The sequence below is a fragment of the Viridibacillus sp. FSL H8-0110 genome (genome assembly GCF_038003565.1).
GTDB lineage: Bacteria > Bacillota > Bacilli > Bacillales_A > Planococcaceae > Viridibacillus > Viridibacillus arenosi.
Genome location: NZ_JBBOPJ010000001.1, coordinates 3,938,353 through 3,955,339, shown reverse-complemented (window position 1 = coordinate 3,955,339; position 16,987 = coordinate 3,938,353). Strand labels below are relative to the sequence as shown.

Below are 16,987 nucleotides of genomic sequence, written 5' to 3'. Positions count from 1 at the left end.
TCTGAGTGTACAACTGTGTTTCTTGTAAGGACAGTATGTCTAGTTATTGCAATGAATTTCATATCGCTGTTGGTAATAGTTCTTTTCAGATGTACAAATAACGATGAAAGTATGCTACAATATTTTTATCGAAAATTGAAAGGATGATATTCTTGTCAAACGTACTGAACACATTCGTAGACGACAACTTGCAACAACTGCGCGACCAAGGCTTATACAACGAAATAGATCCAGTAGAAGGCCCGAACGGTTCAGTTATTCAAGTGCGTGGCAAAAATTTGGTCAACCTATCTTCAAATAACTATCTTGGCTTAGCAACAAATGATAAATTAAAGAAAATTGCTCAAGAAGCAATCGAAAAATACGGCGTAGGTGCTGGAGCAGTCCGCACAATCAATGGTACACTCGATCTTCACGTTAAATTAGAAGAGAAACTAGCAGAATTTAAAGGTACAGAAGCAGCCATTTCATATCAATCAGGATTCAACTGTAATATGGCAGCCATTTCGGCTGTTATGGATAAAAATGATGCTATCCTTTCTGATCAACTAAATCACGCATCTATTATAGATGGTTGTCGCTTATCAAAAGCAAAAATTATTGCTTTTAATCACTCTGACATGGACGATTTACGTGCCAAAGCAAAAGCAGCAACTGAATCAGGCTTATACAATAAAGTAATGGTCATCACTGACGGTGTGTTTTCAATGGATGGAGATATCGCAAAACTTCCTGAAATCGTAGAAATTGCGAAAGAATTTGATCTTATTACATATGTGGATGATGCTCATGGATCAGGTGTAACAGGTAAAGGGAAAGGTACTGTGAAGCACTTCGGTTTAGAAAAAGAGATCGACTTCCAAATCGGTACACTGTCTAAAGCAATTGGTGTAGTAGGTGGTTACGTAGCTGGTAAGAAGAATTTAATTGATTGGTTAAAAGTACGTTCTCGTCCATTTTTATTTTCAACAGCTTTACCACCAGGTGATGTTGCTGCAATCACTGCAGCTGTTCAAATGTTAATTGATTCAACAGAACTTTGCGATAAACTGTGGGAAAATGGCGATTATTTAAAAGCGGGTCTGAAAAAACTTGGTTTTAACATCGGCGCATCTGAAACACCGATTACACCGTGTATCATTGGTGACGAAAAACTAACTCAAGCCTTTTCTGCTCGTCTCTTTGAAGAAGGCGTATACGCTAAATCAATCGTCTTCCCAACTGTACCAAAAGGCACTGGACGCGTACGTAATATGCCAACTGCCGCACATACAAAAGAAATGCTAGACGAAGCTTTAGCGACTTATGAAAAAGTAGGTAAAGAGCTAGGCGTAATTTTTTAATATAAAAAATGCTCAGCGCTATGTGTGCTGGGCATTTTATTAGGAAATTTTCTTTGTTAAATCTATAACCATCTGTGATTATGTGACTGTTTTATTGATATAGTTATTAAACCCATGCACTGAAAAGCTAACTTATGAGATAAGTTAGCTTTTCAGTTTATAAATACTTAAAATAAATTTAGTTTTGAGATACGAGTTATTGCTTCATGAAGCCTGTCCTCATCAACAAGTAAGCCAACACGTACGTACCCTTCTCCATATTCACCAAAACCATTACCCGCAGCAACTGCTACATCAGCCTGTTCTAGCAATAAATCAGCAAATGTTTCACTCGTATATCCTTTTGGTACAGGAAGCCATGCAAAGAATGATCCTTTTGGAGCTGTCACTGCCCAGCCAATACGATCGCAAGCGACTTTTAATGCGTTCCGGCGGCTTTCATACATAGCCACTAACTCAGTTACACAATCTTGTGAACTAGAAAGTGCTGCAATACCAGCCTCTTGCACAGCAGGAAATAGGCTGACAAATAAATGGTCTTGTACTAAATTTAATGCTTCAATTAACTTTGCGTTACCAACGGCAAAGCCGACCCGCCAACCGGCCATATTATACGTTTTCGATAAAGTATACAACTCAACCCCGACATCTTTAGCACCTTCAGCTTGTAAAAAGCTCACTGGTTTTTCACTATCAAATCCAATTGCTCCATATGCAAAGTCATGCATTACTGCAATATCGTGATCTTTCGCAAACTGCACAGTTTCATCGAAAAATGATAAATTAGCAACAGCACCAGTTGGGTTGTTTGGGTAATTTAAATACATTAATTTCGCACGAGCTTTTACCTCATCTGACACAGTTGTGTAATCAGGTAGGAAGTTGTTTTCCGCTAGTAATGGAAGTGTATCGAACTTGACATCCGCTAGTGCTACGCCTGACCAATAGTCCGGATAACCAGGGTCTGGGAGTAGCATTGAATCACCAGGGTTCATAATAGCTAAAGGTAATTCAACTACACCAATTTTTGTGCCGAAAAGTATGGCTACTTCCGTATCTGTATCAATTTCAACGCCGTATTCTCGCGCATAAAATTCAGCAATGGCTTCCTTGAATTCTGGCAAGCCACGGAATGGAGAGTATTTATGAGTTTGCGGATTAATAACAGCTTCCTGCATAGCTTTTATAATATGAGGAGGCGTTGGTTGGTCTGGATTTCCTTGGCCTAAATTGATGACATCTCTACCTTCCGCAACTGCGGCACCTACTTTTTGTACTAAAGTTGCGAAAAACTGCTTCGGCAACTGTTGTAATCTCGTTGAAAATTCCATCTTCGAACAAACCCCCTTGAATTATTTTCTTTAATAACTTGTTATCCACAAAATCTTTCTTATAAAAACGCTATACACAACAACTACTTTGTGGATAAAATAGACGTATGTATAAAATAGTCGCAATAATAAGAGAAATATTATAACCTTTTTAAGAAAATGTCTACAGGTGGTGGAGTTATGAAAATTGCATGTATACAATTAAATGTTGCCTTCGGGGACATCGAAAAAAATTTTACAAACGTCGAAAAGTTTATCAGGGAGGCCGCTGATAAGGGGGCGGAACTCGCAATTCTTCCCGAAATGTGGAATTCTAGCTATGCTTTAGAGAAATTAGAAGACCTTGCAGATCCGAACGGGGAACGCACAAAGAATTTTCTACAAAAGCTTTCAGAAGAATTACAAATTCATATTGTTGGTGGCTCGGTATCAACGAAAAAAGATGGTAAATTCTATAATACGATGTACGTATATAACAACAAAGGGGAGCTTGTCAGCGAATATGATAAAGCGCATCTTTTCCGTCTAATGGACGAGCATTTGTATTTATCAGCTGGCGATAAGCAAAATAACTTTGAACTGGGTGATATTCCAGCAGCTGGTGTTATCTGCTACGATATTCGTTTTCCAGAGTGGTTACGTCTTCATGCATTGAACGGAGCGAAAGTAATTTTCGTTTCTGCACAATGGCCAACGCCACGTATTGATCATTGGAAAACGTTATTACAAGCACGTGCAATTGAAAGCCAGTGTTTTGTTATTGCAGTAAATAGAATTAGCCATAAAAAACAAAATTTCAACGGTCAATCGATGGTTATTGAACCTTGGGGTGAAGTGTTATGGACTGGTGGAGAAGATGAAGAAATGGCGATTATCGATGTCGATTTCTCTATAGTGGATGAAATTCGCCAACGAATCCCGGTATATGATGATCGTCGTCCTGAATTATATAAAGATATTTTGAAATAATTCAAAGTTTCAAAAAAGTGTTTGACATCTACATTATTTCACAGTAATATTTAGTTCATAACTTACAAACGAATATTGAATTTTATCTAGAGAGACCGAGGGATAGGCCCTATGACGTCCGGCAACCCCCTGCCAAAGGGAAGGTGCCAATTCCTACAGAATGAGTACATTCTGGAAGATAAATCGCCAATTTACACTTACGATGCTTCTTTCAGATAACCGAAAGAAGCGTTTTTTAATACAGCAAATTCCAAGTATTTCTATAGAAGTTACATAATTTAAACAGATTTGAGGGGATACAATATGCTAGAGATTCAGAATCTTACAAAAGTATATAAAACCAAGAAGGGTACGGTAACGGGTGTAGACAACGTATCGTTGACAATCGATGAAGGTGAAGTTTTCGGTATTGTTGGCTATTCTGGCGCAGGAAAAAGCTCGCTTCTACGTTGTATCAATTTATTAGAGCGACCAACAAGTGGCAGTATCGTAGTAAATGGTCAAGATTTAACAAAATTAAAAGGTGAACAACTTCGTAAAGCGCGTTTGAAAATCGGAATGATATTCCAACATTTTTACTTAATCAGTCAAAAAACGGTTGGCGAAAATATTGAATTTGCTTTAAAAGCAGCGGCTACACCACCGAAGCTGATTAATGCTCGTGTAAAAGAATTGCTTGAAATGGTAGGTTTATCTGAGAAAATAGACGTTTACCCAGCACAATTAAGTGGTGGTCAAAAGCAACGTGTCGGCATTGCCCGCGCACTTGCAAATAATCCATCCGTACTACTTTGTGATGAAGCGACATCAGCACTTGACCCAAAAACAACGGTTTCCATTTTACGCTTACTAAAAAAGATCAATCGTGAGCTAAATATTACAATCATCCTTATCACGCACGAAATGGATGTTGTGAAAGAAATTTGTGATCGAATGGTTATTATGCAAGATGGAAGAGTCATTGAAGAAGGGGCAGTTTACGACGTTTTTGCAAATCCGGTTGAGCCATTAACACAAGAATTTATTAGCAGCGTTGTATCATTTGAACTGCCACCAACGATTCTTAAAGGTGTGACAGGGGAAATTGTGAAAGTACTATTCAAAGGAGATGTAGCTGGAGAGGGCGTCATTTCAGATATGATTCAAAACTTTGAAGTACGTGGTAATTTCTTGCACGGCACAATTGAATATATTCAAGAAAAACCTCTTGGCATTTTCTTAATGGAGCTACAAGGTCAACCGGATAATGTAGGGAGAGCTATTTCTTATATGGAAGGACGCGGTGCGTTTGTGGAGGTGATTAACAATGCTATTTGATTTCGAGCACTTTATTAGTATGCTTCCAGACATTTGGAAAGCATTTGGTGAAACGTTACTGATGATTGGTATTTCACTTAGCATTTCACTAATTATTGGTTTACCACTTGGAATTATACTATTTGTTACAAGCAAAGGTTTATTTTTACGTAATCGTTTTTTTAACGGAATTTTAGGGTTTATCGTCAATCTAGTTCGTTCCGTTCCGTATATCATTCTATTAGTAGCGTTGTTCCCGCTAACAAAAATACTGGTTGGAGATACAATTGGTCCCGTAGCGGCAAGTGTTTCATTATCTGTAGCAGCCATTCCGTTCTTTGCGAGACTTGTAGAAACGTCTATGCGTGAAGTTGATAAAGGTGTCATCGAGGCATCAATAGCTGTCGGTGCAACACCGTGGATGATTATACGAGATGTGCTATTACCTGAAGCGAAATCGGGTATTATCCAAGGTGTGACAATGACGATTATTAGTTTAGTCGCATATTCCGCAATGGCTGGTATTGTCGGCGGCGGTGGAATTGGCGACCTAGCTATTCGCTTTGGTTACTACCGCTATGACAACACAATTATGATTGCGACAGTTGTCATTTTAATTGTTATTGTCCAAATTATTCAACTTTCAGGCGATGCCATTTCAAAAGCAATTGATAAACGATAAAGGGGAGATTTGAAAATGAAAAAGTTTTTACTAGCAGCGTTATTATTCGTATTAGCAACAGTTTTAGTTGCATGTGGTAACAAAGATGAAAGCAAACCAAAAGATTCAAAAGACATTAAAATTGGCGCAACTGCAGGGCCGTATAGTGACATGTTAAATAAAGCAATCATCCCGCAATTAGAGAAAAAAGGGTATAAAGTAAAAACAGTTGAATTCAGTGACTACGTACAACCAAACAAAGCATTAGATTCTGGTGATATTGATGCAAACCTTTTCCAACATTCAATTTATCTTGAAAACTTTAATGAACAAAATAAAATGAAATTAACTGGTCTAATTAACGTACCAACTGCACCAATGGGCTTCTTTGCAAAAGATTTTAAATCAATTGATGGTATTAAAGACGGCGCAAAAGTAGCAATTGCTAATGATCCATCAAATGCGGCACGTACATTATTAGCGTTACAAGAACAAGGTCTTATCAAAATTGACCCGAACATCGAAGAACTAAAAGCATCTGAAAAAGACGTTGTTGAAAATCCTAAAAACTTAGTGTTCCAACCAATAGAAGCGGCGGGGCTGCCTCGTGCAATCGATAGCGCTGACCTTGTTGGTGTCCCAGGAAACTTTGCACTTGCGGCGGGACTGAATCTACAAGATGCACTCTTCTTAGAAAACATGCCTGATAAATTCCGTAATGTTATTGCGGTTAAGGAAGAAAACAAAGATTCACAACTAGCAAAAGATATACTAGAAATCGTTAAATCGGAAGAATTTGAAAAAATCATCGATGAAGAATTTAAAGGTTTCGGCAAACCTGACTGGATGAAGTAAATGTTGAAGCGGTCCGCCTAGACTCGACAAGCGCTGGAACCTTCGAATTGAAAACGTACTTTCAGTTTTCAACCGAGAAGGTGGAAGTGACCTCGAGAGTCTGACCGCTGAAGATGGATATCTCGAGTAAATGTTGAAGCGGTCCGCCTAGACTCGACAAGCGCTGGAACCTTCGAATTGAAAACGTACTTTCAGTTTTCAACCGAGAAGGTGGAAGTGACCTCGAGAGTCTGACCGCTGAAGCTGGATATCTCGAGTAAATGCTGAAGCGGTCCCCTAGACTCGACAAGCGCTGGAACCTTCGAATTGAAAACGTACTTTCAGTTTTCAACCGAGAAGGTGGAAGTGATCTCGAGAGTCTGACTGCTGAAGCTGGATATCTCGAGTAAATGTTTCGAGCATTTTTCTAAAGAGACTACTGCACACTTTTAAGTGTGCAGTAGTCTCTTTTTATTATGAAGTCCTCCTGGTAAAACTTATACTCACTACTCATTCACAATACCTGATATTCCCACTTGCCATCTCACTCATCTCAATTTAAAATAAGAACAAACGTTCTCTATTGGAGGATAGGTGTATGTACGAAAACATGCCAAGGCGATCAATTATGTGTATCGATATGCGTTGCTTCTATGCGAGTTGTATTGCAACATTGGAGCATTTAGATGTGATGAAAACGCCGATTGCGGTAGTTGGTAACTTCAATCAAAAGGGAAGTATCGTGCTAGCGGCATCGCCGATGATGAAAAAACGTTTCCAAGTAAAAACGGGCACACGCCTCTATGAAATTCCGAAGCATCCGGATATTCGCCTATTTGAACCTAAAATGGACTTCTTCATCCGCGTTTCAATGGAAATTACACGCTTACTCAACAGTTATGTCCCAAAGGAAGCTATCCATATTTATAGTGTTGACGAAAGTTTCGTTGATTTAACAGGAACAGAAAAATTATGGGGACCAGTTGAACAAACCGCGAAGAAGATACAACGAGATATTTACAATCAGTTTGGAATTCCAAGTGCCGTCGGCATGGGGCCTAATATGTTGTTATCAAAGCTAGCGCTTGATTTAGAAGCGAAAAAAACGGGCTTTGCTAAATGGGTATATGAAGATGTGGAAGAAAAGTTATGGCCTACATCACCACTCTCTAAGATGTGGGGTATTGGGTGTCGGACAGAACGCACGCTTAATCATATGGGGATTTTTTCAGTAGGAGATTTAGCGAAAGCAGATTTAAAAACACTAGAAGCTCGTTTTGGTATTATGGGTAATCAGCTTTATCATCATGCGTGGGGAATTGATCTTTCTGAGCTCGGTTCACCGATAATTGAAGGGCAAATCAGTTATGGTAAAGGACAAATTTTAATGCGCGATTATAACAAAAAAGAAGAAGTGCTTGCAGTTGTTTTAGAGATGTGTGAAGACATCGCAAGGCGTGCGCGTGAAGCATTTAAAGTAGGGCGTACCATTTCACTAGGACTCTCCTACAGTAAAAATGCATTTGGTGGAGGCTTCCATCGTTCACGCACAATCGATGAGCCAACAAATGAAACGATGAAAATTTATCAGGTCTGCCAGCAGTTGCTTGATGAACACTATATAGAAGATAGACCGGTACGCCAGCTGACGATTAGTATTACAAAGCTTGAATCTGAACGTTCAATGCAGCTTAGTTTGTTCGATACTGACCGCTTTCGTCGTCGTAAGCTCGGAGCTACCATGGATCAACTACGCTCTCGTTACGGCCCTACTGCACTTTTACGTGCGGTCTCTTATACAGAAGCTGGCACCGCTGTCTCACGTTCAAAATTATTAGGAGGTCACAAAAAATAAAGTAATGTATATTTATTCAATATCCATTTAATTGATATACACTATTTGAATAATAGTTGTATAACACGGCAGGGTGGTAATGTCTTGCGGACATGTGGATAACTAAGTGTTAGTTGCAAATAGGTCTAGTTATGCACAACTTATGCACTAAATACACAGGTTGAAGCAGTTCGCATAAAAAGACTGACGTAATATTGAATGCGAAGAAATTAATTTAAAGTATGTTTTAGTATGTTCTTTTATATCATGTCATACAAAATATAATGGAAAAGCAGGTGTTTTAAGATGATTCGTGACAGAGGTAATGTTAAATGGGTTTCGATGATGTTACCAGAACATGTGCAGCAAATTAGAGTGTGGAAACATGAATCAGAAGAAGAATTACCGAATGAATTGACTGAATGGGAATTAGAAGAACTGCAACAGGTTATTCAACTCGCGTATGACCAAAAGTTAATTGTTACGCTTAAAATTATGGTTGATCATAATTTAAGTCACTATACAGGTATTATTACGGATCTTAAGGCATCCACTCGTGAGCTATCATTAGAAATGGATACAATCATTCGGCGTATACCATTGGATGCTGTTTATAGAGCGCAATTAGAAAATAACTATTGTGATTAATCTTTAAAATAAAAATCAATTACATTAGATGGCCCCTATACCAATGTATAGAGGTCTTTATTGTTATATAAAAAACAATGAAATCAATAATGTTTTCTGAAAATCACTTTTCGTGACAATTACGACAATAATCGTTGCTGTGTAATATTGAACAGGGATAAACTACTATCACTCCTCACAGCGTTACAGGTGGGGCATTAATTCATCGAATGATTCTATTTTAGAGCTCGTATAAATCACCTAAATATAGAGTTATAATAGGTATTTTGTGCAACGAGGGGAATTAATTTATTACACTGAAATTTCACGTATTATCTATTGAAACAAATGCTCAAAATGCAAAGTTATGTATCATACACTAATGATGACGACGTAAATTAATAGAAGGGAAAGGAGAAAGTAGAAGTGAACTATGGAGGGTTTTGGATCCGTTTCTTAGCGTCAATTATTGATGCTGCTGTGGTGGCTGTGGCAACAGCGCTAATTGGGGGCGTTTTAAAAGTTCCAAAAGGGGTCATATCTGAAATGATATTTGGTGATGAACTATATCTAACAACTTACCCTTTATATAGCTGGATTCTCATTATCGTAGGTATATTATATTTCATCGGACTACCGGCAACGCCATGGAGAGGTACCGTCGGGAAAAAAGTGCTAGGCATAGAAATTGTTGATAAGAACGGTGATACAATCTCTATTTTCCGAAGCGTCATTCGGAATGTCGCTCGAATCTTTAGTGGACTTCTCCTCGGACTTGGTTACATAATCGCCGCATTCCACCCGCAAAAGCGTGCCTTGCATGATTTGGTTGCAAACACTTATGTGATTGATGCTAGGAAGATTGATAAATAATACAACAGAAGATTTACTACTAGTTGGTGAAAAGTGGTGTGGGATTGAGTGACTTTATAAAATTGTTAGGCAGGTAAACGTAAGAGCTAGCTGATTTGAAATCTTAAAGTCGTGAGAAAAAGATAAAGTTTATACTAATTAATGAGGTAATCTTAACTAAAATAAATGAATTTTTAAAGTAATGTATAAAACCCACCCGAAATGCCTAATACTATACCAACTCCCCATTGGAATGTAAAAATTCCATCCTTAAAAAACCACCCTCCCCCGGGTGGTTTTTTATTTTGCCTCTAATCTTGCCTTCATTTCTTTGAAAGAATAAAACAATAAATGTTTTTGTAATCCTCTTACTTTTGCGGTGGCTGCATGTGCTTCTTTTTCGAATGTCTGGAAATCATGCTGTTCATAGGCGATCAAACCCTCAATGGCGTGTGGCATCCATTCTTTTTTTAGGTTTGGGATGAGCGATTTTGCTGCCTCGAAGTTACCGAGTAAAGTTTCAATATGTGCGATAGTGTAGCTACGAATAGGTTCTTTTTGAAGTTGCTTCGCTTCTACTAAAGCAAGTTCGAAATCTTTGTCCAGAGTAGCTAGCAAAGAACGGTAGTTGTGTTGAACATCTTGTTTTTTATAACTGCTTAGTATTTTTTGTACGCTTATTTTTTGCTCGGTTACTGTTTCATGTGCAACCGCGTATGGGTAGGCAAATACGGGTTTTGTTTTATGCTTTGTTATAAAGCGGTCCATTTTACTAATGTTGTTAGACCAAAACAAAGTGTTGAGGTATGGGAACATTGTGAGAGCGAAGACATACATAAATAGTAAGAGAAATACTACGACTATAGGTAAGTCCATTATAAGTAGGAATGTGCAGCTGATGATGGCGACCAAATAAATAAAAGTTAGTTTAAATAAATGCATCGATTCCACTCCTTTTGTTTATTATAAAATAAACAATGAATAATTGTATTGTAAACAAACTGTCCTTTGTGTGAAAACGATTATTGTGTTTTAGAAACATACATTGTATAATCTAATTATTAAAAACATTGATAAATCAACGTATTATTGTTGTTATTTGTATTTTCTAGAAATACATTTGTAACACTCGGGAGAATGTGTTTTCTGTAAATACAAATGTTTATTGGGTGAGGAGGATTTTTAAATGAAAAAAATTATGATAACCGGTGCGTGCGGTCAAATAGGGTCAGAGTTAGTATCTAAGCTGCGCGAAACATATGGAACGGAAAATGTTTTAGCAACAGATATTCGCAAACCGGATACACAAAAGGGACCTTTTGAAACACTGGATGTTATGGATGCTGGTCGCATGAATGATATGGCGAAGGATTTTGGAGCAGATACTTTAATGCACATGGCTGCATTATTATCAGCAACTGCAGAATCTAAACCGTTATTTGCTTGGAATTTGAATATGGGTGGACTTGTTAATGCTTTAGAAGTTGCGCGTGAACAAAATCTGCAGTTTTTCACACCGAGTTCAATCGGTGCATTTGGACCTTCTACGCCCAAAAATAATACACCACAAGATACGTTGCAACGCCCTACTACGATGTATGGTGTAAACAAAGTAGCGGGTGAACTATTATGTGATTACTATTACCAACGCTTTGGTGTAGATACTCGTGGAGTACGTTTCCCAGGATTAATTTCTTACGCAACTCCTCCTGGTGGTGGTACAACAGATTATGCGGTTGATATATACTATAAAGCGATTTCTGAAGGGAAGTATACTTCATATATCGCACAGGGCTCATACATGGATATGATGTATATGCCAGACGCGTTGCAAGCTATTGTAGATTTGATGGAAGCAGATCCTACGAAGTTGATACATCGCAATGCGTTCAATGTGACAGCTATGAGTTTTGAACCTGAAGAAATTGCGGCATCAATCCGCAAACATATCCCTAATTTTAAAATGGCTTATGAAGTGGACCCAGTACGTCAAGCCATTGCAGATAGTTGGCCAAATTCTATTGATGCAAGTGCTGCAAAAGAAGAATGGGGCTTTAAAGCAAAATATGACTTAGATGCAATGACAGCAGATATGTTAAAAAAGTTAAAAGAGAAAGAAACTAAAACTGCTTAATGGATAGGCATTAATAGAGCCGTACCTTCTTAATTGAAGGTACGGTTTTTTTATTGGAGAAGATAAGTATTTTAATAGATAGAACTGCATATTGTAATGAGATGATAGATTTAAGAATATTCTCTTTTAATTAATATTTTTCTCAAAAATATTCCATTTTAATAGTTTCATAATAGCGCTTACATGTATAATTGTGTAAAATGTATTTATTGGAAAAGTTTGAATATTTATGTTTTGAAAAGATAATCTATAGATTTGACTATTCTATTAGTATTAAATAGCATCATGAAATTTTGGATGCTACAAAAATTGACTTGTCAGATAAAAAATGAGGGAATCGCCTTAGGTATTATCGAGTCAAAGGATAATCGAACTTTAAGTGAGCAAATGTATTAAAGCTTCAATAGCAATAGTAAGAGGTTAGCGGCAAATAAGGTTCTGAAGAAAGTTTTATACACACAAGTGTTACCCCGCAATGCTTCTAGGATACAGGTGGCTATGTTATATGGAAGTAATAAGGTTGATAAAAGCTTCCGAGACAGCCATAGTAGCATCTATTTACGCAGATACAAATGAAGTCATGAAAATGATTATTGCAAAGAATCTCGGTTTATAAGCATTTGTTTTTAAATAAAATCATATTACTTAATTAAAGGGGAGTTGGATGAGTATGATGCAAACGCCATTAGTACTAACTGATTTTGTGAAACGTGCAGAGAGATATTTTCCGAAAAAATTAATCATTTCTAGAACGAGTGAAACGATGATTCACCGTATTACTTATAAAGAGTTTGGACAGCGGACACGAAAATTATCTGAAGCATTAACGAAATTGGGGATGAAAAAAGGTACAAAAGTAGGCTCATTAGCGTGGAATCATCACCGCCATTTAGAAGCATACTTCGGTGTACCATGTGCAGGAGCAGTACTCCATATGATCAATATTCGCCTATCACCAGAGCATATAGTATATATTATTAACCATGCTGAAGATGAAATTTTACTTGTAGATAGCGATATTTTCCCGTTAATTGCTCAAGCTGCACCTTTACTAAAAACGGTGAAACATTTCGTTGTTATGCAAGATGGAACAGACTTACCTGAAACTAACTTAGAAAACGTTCATTCTTATGAAAAACTGCTAGAAGAGGCATCAGATTCCTATGAATTCCCTGATGATTTAGATGAAAATATGCCGGCCGGAATGTGTTACACAAGTGCCACAACAGGCTTCCCAAAAGGTGTTGTTTACACGCACCGTAGTTTAGTACTACACAGCTTAGCACTTGGTTTAGCAGATTCACTTGGTATTCGCGAGAGCGATGTAGCTATGCCAGTCGTACCGATGTTTCATGTAAATGCCTGGGGTATGCCATTTGCAGCAGTAAATTTTGGCACAACACAAGTATTGCCAGGCCCAATGTTCAACCCACAGCTCTTACTCGATTTAATCGAACAAGAAAAAGTGACATTAACAGCAGGTGTACCGACAATTTGGCTTGGTGTGTTAAACGAACAAGAGCAAAATCCACGAGATTTATCGTCATTACGTGCCATAGTTTGTGGTGGATCAGCTTCACCAAAAGGTCTAATCCGTGCTTTCGAAGAAAAATACAAAGTACCATTTATCGTTGGTTACGGTATGACTGAAACTACGCCGATTGTAAGTCTTTCCACGTACACAACGGAAATGGAGAACTGGTCTGCAGAAGAGAAACTTAATATTCGTGCAACACAAGGATTGACGACAACTCTTGTTGAAACACGTGTTGTCAACGAAAATGGAGAAGTGCCTTGGGATGGTAAGACTATGGGTGAGTTAACTGTTCGAGGCCCCTGGATTGCAGATGAATATTATAAGGATGACCGCACGGAAGAAGCGTTTAAAGGCGGTTGGCTATACACAGGTGATATTGCTGTCATAACACCAGAGGGGTATCTCAAAATTACAGACCGAACAAAAGATTTAATTAAGAGCGGTGGAGAGTGGATTTCATCTGTAGATTTAGAAAATGCACTCATGACACATGAGGCTGTATTTGAAGCGGCTGTAATCGCAGTTCCAGACGAAAAGTGGCAAGAACGTCCACTAGCTTGTGTTGTCTTGAAAGAAGGTAGTAGTGCAACGAAGGAAGAGCTTCTTTCGTATTTAGAAGGGCAATTTGCAAAGTGGTGGGTACCAGATCATGTTGTCTTTTTAAAAGAAATCCCAAAAACATCCGTCGGCAAATTCTTAAAGGCAAAATTGCGTGATGAAGTGAAGGATTACCAATTATAAAAACAAAGAGAGAGTCTTCATTAGGGACTCTCTCTTTGTTTTGGTCTGAAAAATTTTATTGTGAGCGTAAAACAAAAAACCACCCATCCGCAAAAATGCGACTAGGTGGTTATAATATTAATCTTCAATTAGCTTACTAAAGTTAATACGCTTGTTCAGTGCTAGCATAATCGGAATACCAAGTCCCATCACAACTAATTCACCGACAGCAACTGTTAGCCAAGTATATAGAAACGGTAGCTGGAATGCGAGATTCAATTCGATGGCAATTAAGAACATCGTAAATGTAAATACAAGTGTACCGAAAATCATTTGCTTAACATGTCCTTTAATAAAACGTTTCGCAAAGATTGTGATGCTTAAGGCTAAGACAGATTGACCAAGGCCAAAGATTAAATCATACATACCAAGTGGTGAAAATAGATTTGTAATCAATACACCGATCACGATACCTACAAAAAATTTCTTGTTGAAGACAACAAGATGATTGAACACTTCAGCAATACGGAACTGTATAGCACCGAATGCGAGTGGGGCAATTAGCATAGACACAGCTATATAAAGCGCTGCGATAATTCCGCTAGTAGCCAAAGATTTTACTTTCATTATTCATTTCCCCCTAGTTTTTTTTCGTGGGATGGTTACGAACCACGTTATAAAAAGTCTACACTACACCCTATCATAGCGAATTTAAATTGTACATGTATAAATTAACCTTTCACTACAACTTTTATATTCAAATTTAAGCTAAGTAAATCAATAAAAAAAACAATAGATTCCATATTTTTCGGATACCTATTGTAGAATTTTTTTCATGAATCAAGATGTAAATTGTTTATAACCCTCTAAAAACAATGGGGATTTTAAAGAGACGTTCTCCACAATGACATGGCTAAATGGAAAATTCAAAGTCGTTTATTATGTATTTTAAGTTTTATGCCATTACTTATTATTGGCCACTTCAACATCTATAATACCCAAAAATTATGATGAAAGAATGAAAAGGGTGGATGTATCTTCCTTTTATATCCTACTATTCTATAGTATAGTAGTGGTGATATTGATAATCATTATCATCATTGTCATGTAAGTTGTTAATGAAGGAAATAGGTAAGTTTTCTTTTACTAGTAAAGCATAGGAGGAACAGTTTGTTGATCAAAAGTGGAAAATACATAAAGTTAATCAATGTTCTAAAAGATATAAAAATAACAGAAATAAAGCCTAAGAATGTATTGATATTTAATACTATTAAGTCACCTACTCTCATTTTAGTAGTAAAAGGAGAAGCTGAAGCAAACTTAAATGAGTTACAGTCTTCAATAGTGGAGGGGAATCTTATTAGCATACATCCTGGATCTCTTCTACGTTTAAAAAATAGTTTATCTGATGATGTTTTTGAATATTATCAAATGACACTAGAGCAATATGAATTGACCAGTATTTTGGACAGTGAATTAAAATATCATCTTCAATATAATAATCTACCTCAAAATGGATTTCTAACAGAAAAACTCCCTCATAGAGCTTTTATGATTATGAAAGAATTAATGGATTGTTTTTCGTCAATGGAAGAGGATGATCGAATTCATTATTTATTAAAAGAATTCTTAGAGCTCTACTTTTCTACAGATACTAGATATCCGAGTACAGTATTTAGCTCTACTTGTGCTTATATAGACGAGCATTTTCATGAAAAGATAACGCGTACTTTTATAGCTGAAATGATTGGTTATAATCCACGCTATTTTTCGGCATTTTTCAAAAAACAAATGGGTTGGAATTTTTCTGATTATTTGGCATACGTAAGGGTGAATAAAGCAAAGGAATATTTACTTACTAGCGATTCGCCCTTAAACGATATTGCTTATAAAGTTGGATATGCTGATGGTAGTTCGCTTAGTAAAAAATTTAAAAGTTTGGTAGGCATGTCACCAAGTGATTTTCGATTAAAACGTAAGCCAGAGAGAATTATAGCGTTACAATTTTTAGGAGATATGCTTGCGTTAGGAATTAAACCAATAGCATCTACAGCTGAAGTCTTAAATGATTCGCAACTTCTACAAGCTGAGTTAAACGGTGTTATTGATGTAGGAAAAGTCCCTTTAGATGAACTCGCTGCAGATTTAATCATTGTCCCAACTTATTACTATTATGCTAACCCGGAAAGGATAGGGCAAATGGAGAAAATTGCACCTGTTTTGATGGTTAATTGGGGAAACAGTGATTTACTAAAGGAGTTACGTTTTTTTGGAGAGCTTCTTGGGAGAGAGAAACAGGCAGAGGATTGGATAATAGCATTTAAAGAAAAGGTGCAGCAGTCTAAACGAAGAATTGAACAGGTAAAAAAACAAAATGAAACAGTAGCATTATATGAGTTTTGGGACGATCAATACATAAGAATATGGGATCGAACAGCTAGAGCGGCCTATAATTTGTACGACATGCTTGAATTAGCAGCACCAGAACGAGTTCAGAGAGAAGTGTTGGATGCTCAAAACCATTTAGTGATTCCAGAGGATCGTTTACCAGAATATGCAGCAGATCATATGTTTATCATTGCATGTGAAAAAAGTGGATATTTGCATAGAGTGAAAAAAACAATAGAAAATCACCCCATTTGGAGTTCAATCCCTGCTGTTCAAAAACAGCAGATTTATTTTTTGAAGCAAGAAGAATTTAGATTTTGTGAAGCATATGCATTGGAAAAACAATTAGAGATTCAAGTGAGACACTTGTTAAAGGAAAAAGAGGACTGACTATCTAACATATGAAAATACTGACTTATTGACATCGACTATAAATATGTAAACTGATATCCTAAATGAGA

At 37.1% G+C, this 16,987-nt stretch carries 14 protein-coding genes and 2 riboswitches; of the genes, 11 read left to right on the top strand and 3 right to left on the bottom strand.

All coding sequences use genetic code 11. The annotated features are described in order from the left end of the window. The first annotated feature begins 143 nt into the window (after positions 1–143). The gene (locus MHH98_RS19620) at positions 144–1,343 is read left to right on the top strand and encodes a glycine C-acetyltransferase (protein WP_179078261.1); all 1,200 of its coding nucleotides are present in this window, start codon (positions 144–146) and stop codon (positions 1,341–1,343) included. A gap of 167 nt (positions 1,344–1,510) precedes the next feature. Here the strand turns inward: MHH98_RS19620 and MHH98_RS19615 are convergent, their stop codons facing one another. After that, positions 1,511–2,674: a pyridoxal phosphate-dependent aminotransferase gene (locus tag MHH98_RS19615; protein WP_076034270.1), complete on the bottom strand. Its 1,164-nt coding sequence runs from the start codon at positions 2,672–2,674 to the stop codon at positions 1,511–1,513. Between the two features lie 180 nt (positions 2,675–2,854). Here MHH98_RS19615 and MHH98_RS19610 point away from each other — a divergent pair, with 180 nt between their 5' ends. The 7 genes from MHH98_RS19610 (at position 2,855) to MHH98_RS19580 (ending at position 9,768) form a co-directional block, all read left to right on the top strand. Next, entirely contained in the window at positions 2,855–3,643 is a 789-nt protein-coding gene (locus MHH98_RS19610; protein ID WP_038180240.1) for a carbon-nitrogen family hydrolase, read from the top strand. Positions 3,644–3,722: 79 nt separating this feature from the next. Further along, positions 3,723–3,828, top strand: a riboswitch (SAM riboswitch). A 118-nt stretch (positions 3,829–3,946) separates the two neighbouring features. Continuing rightward, the gene (locus MHH98_RS19605) at positions 3,947–4,960 is read left to right on the top strand and encodes a methionine ABC transporter ATP-binding protein (protein ID WP_038180237.1); all 1,014 of its coding nucleotides are present in this window, start codon (positions 3,947–3,949) and stop codon (positions 4,958–4,960) included. Further along, positions 4,950–5,621 carry a methionine ABC transporter permease gene (locus MHH98_RS19600; protein WP_038180235.1) on the top strand — a complete coding sequence of 224 codons (672 nt, stop codon included), beginning with the start codon at positions 4,950–4,952 and terminating at the stop codon, positions 5,619–5,621. Before MHH98_RS19605 ends, MHH98_RS19600 begins: the two co-directional genes overlap by 11 nt. Before the next feature lie 15 nt (positions 5,622–5,636). Next, a complete protein-coding gene (locus MHH98_RS19595) occupies positions 5,637–6,455 on the top strand; it encodes a MetQ/NlpA family ABC transporter substrate-binding protein (protein WP_038180232.1) in 819 nt (272 codons plus the stop codon). 577 nt (positions 6,456–7,032) lie between these two features. Continuing rightward, the gene (locus tag MHH98_RS19590; RefSeq protein WP_038180230.1) at positions 7,033–8,289 is read left to right on the top strand and encodes a Y-family DNA polymerase; all 1,257 of its coding nucleotides are present in this window, start codon (positions 7,033–7,035) and stop codon (positions 8,287–8,289) included. Positions 8,290–8,574: 285 nt separating this feature from the next. Next, positions 8,575–8,916: a YolD-like family protein gene (locus MHH98_RS19585; protein ID WP_038180226.1), complete on the top strand. Its 342-nt coding sequence runs from the start codon at positions 8,575–8,577 to the stop codon at positions 8,914–8,916. Positions 8,917–9,321: 405 nt separating this feature from the next. Then, positions 9,322–9,768 carry an RDD family protein gene (locus MHH98_RS19580; RefSeq protein ID WP_038180224.1) on the top strand — a complete coding sequence of 149 codons (447 nt, stop codon included), beginning with the start codon at positions 9,322–9,324 and terminating at the stop codon, positions 9,766–9,768. A gap of 279 nt (positions 9,769–10,047) precedes the next feature. On the opposite strand, the gene MHH98_RS19575 is transcribed toward MHH98_RS19580, so the two are convergent. Beyond that, positions 10,048–10,689 (bottom strand): hypothetical protein, encoded by a 642-nt coding sequence (locus tag MHH98_RS19575; RefSeq protein ID WP_038180221.1) that lies wholly within the window; start codon positions 10,687–10,689, stop codon positions 10,048–10,050. Positions 10,690–10,933: 244 nt separating this feature from the next. Between MHH98_RS19575 and MHH98_RS19570 the strand changes: the two genes are divergently transcribed. Both MHH98_RS19570 and MHH98_RS19565 read left to right on the top strand, forming a co-directional pair. Next, positions 10,934–11,881: an L-threonine 3-dehydrogenase gene (locus MHH98_RS19570; protein WP_038180220.1), complete on the top strand. Its 948-nt coding sequence runs from the start codon at positions 10,934–10,936 to the stop codon at positions 11,879–11,881. A 670-nt stretch (positions 11,882–12,551) separates the two neighbouring features. After that, the gene (locus MHH98_RS19565) at positions 12,552–14,159 is read left to right on the top strand and encodes a long-chain fatty acid--CoA ligase (RefSeq protein WP_340709438.1); all 1,608 of its coding nucleotides are present in this window, start codon (positions 12,552–12,554) and stop codon (positions 14,157–14,159) included. 117 nt (positions 14,160–14,276) lie between these two features. On the opposite strand, the gene MHH98_RS19560 is transcribed toward MHH98_RS19565, so the two are convergent. Next, positions 14,277–14,765, bottom strand: coding sequence for a QueT transporter family protein (locus MHH98_RS19560; protein ID WP_038180218.1), 489 nt, complete (start codon positions 14,763–14,765; stop codon positions 14,277–14,279). A 7-nt stretch (positions 14,766–14,772) separates the two neighbouring features. Then, positions 14,773–14,817, bottom strand: a riboswitch (PreQ1 riboswitch). A gap of 494 nt (positions 14,818–15,311) precedes the next feature. Between MHH98_RS19560 and MHH98_RS19555 the strand changes: the two genes are divergently transcribed. Further along, positions 15,312–16,916 (top strand): helix-turn-helix domain-containing protein, encoded by a 1,605-nt coding sequence (locus MHH98_RS19555; protein ID WP_051448579.1) that lies wholly within the window; start codon positions 15,312–15,314, stop codon positions 16,914–16,916. Positions 16,917–16,987: the final 71 nt, after the last annotated feature.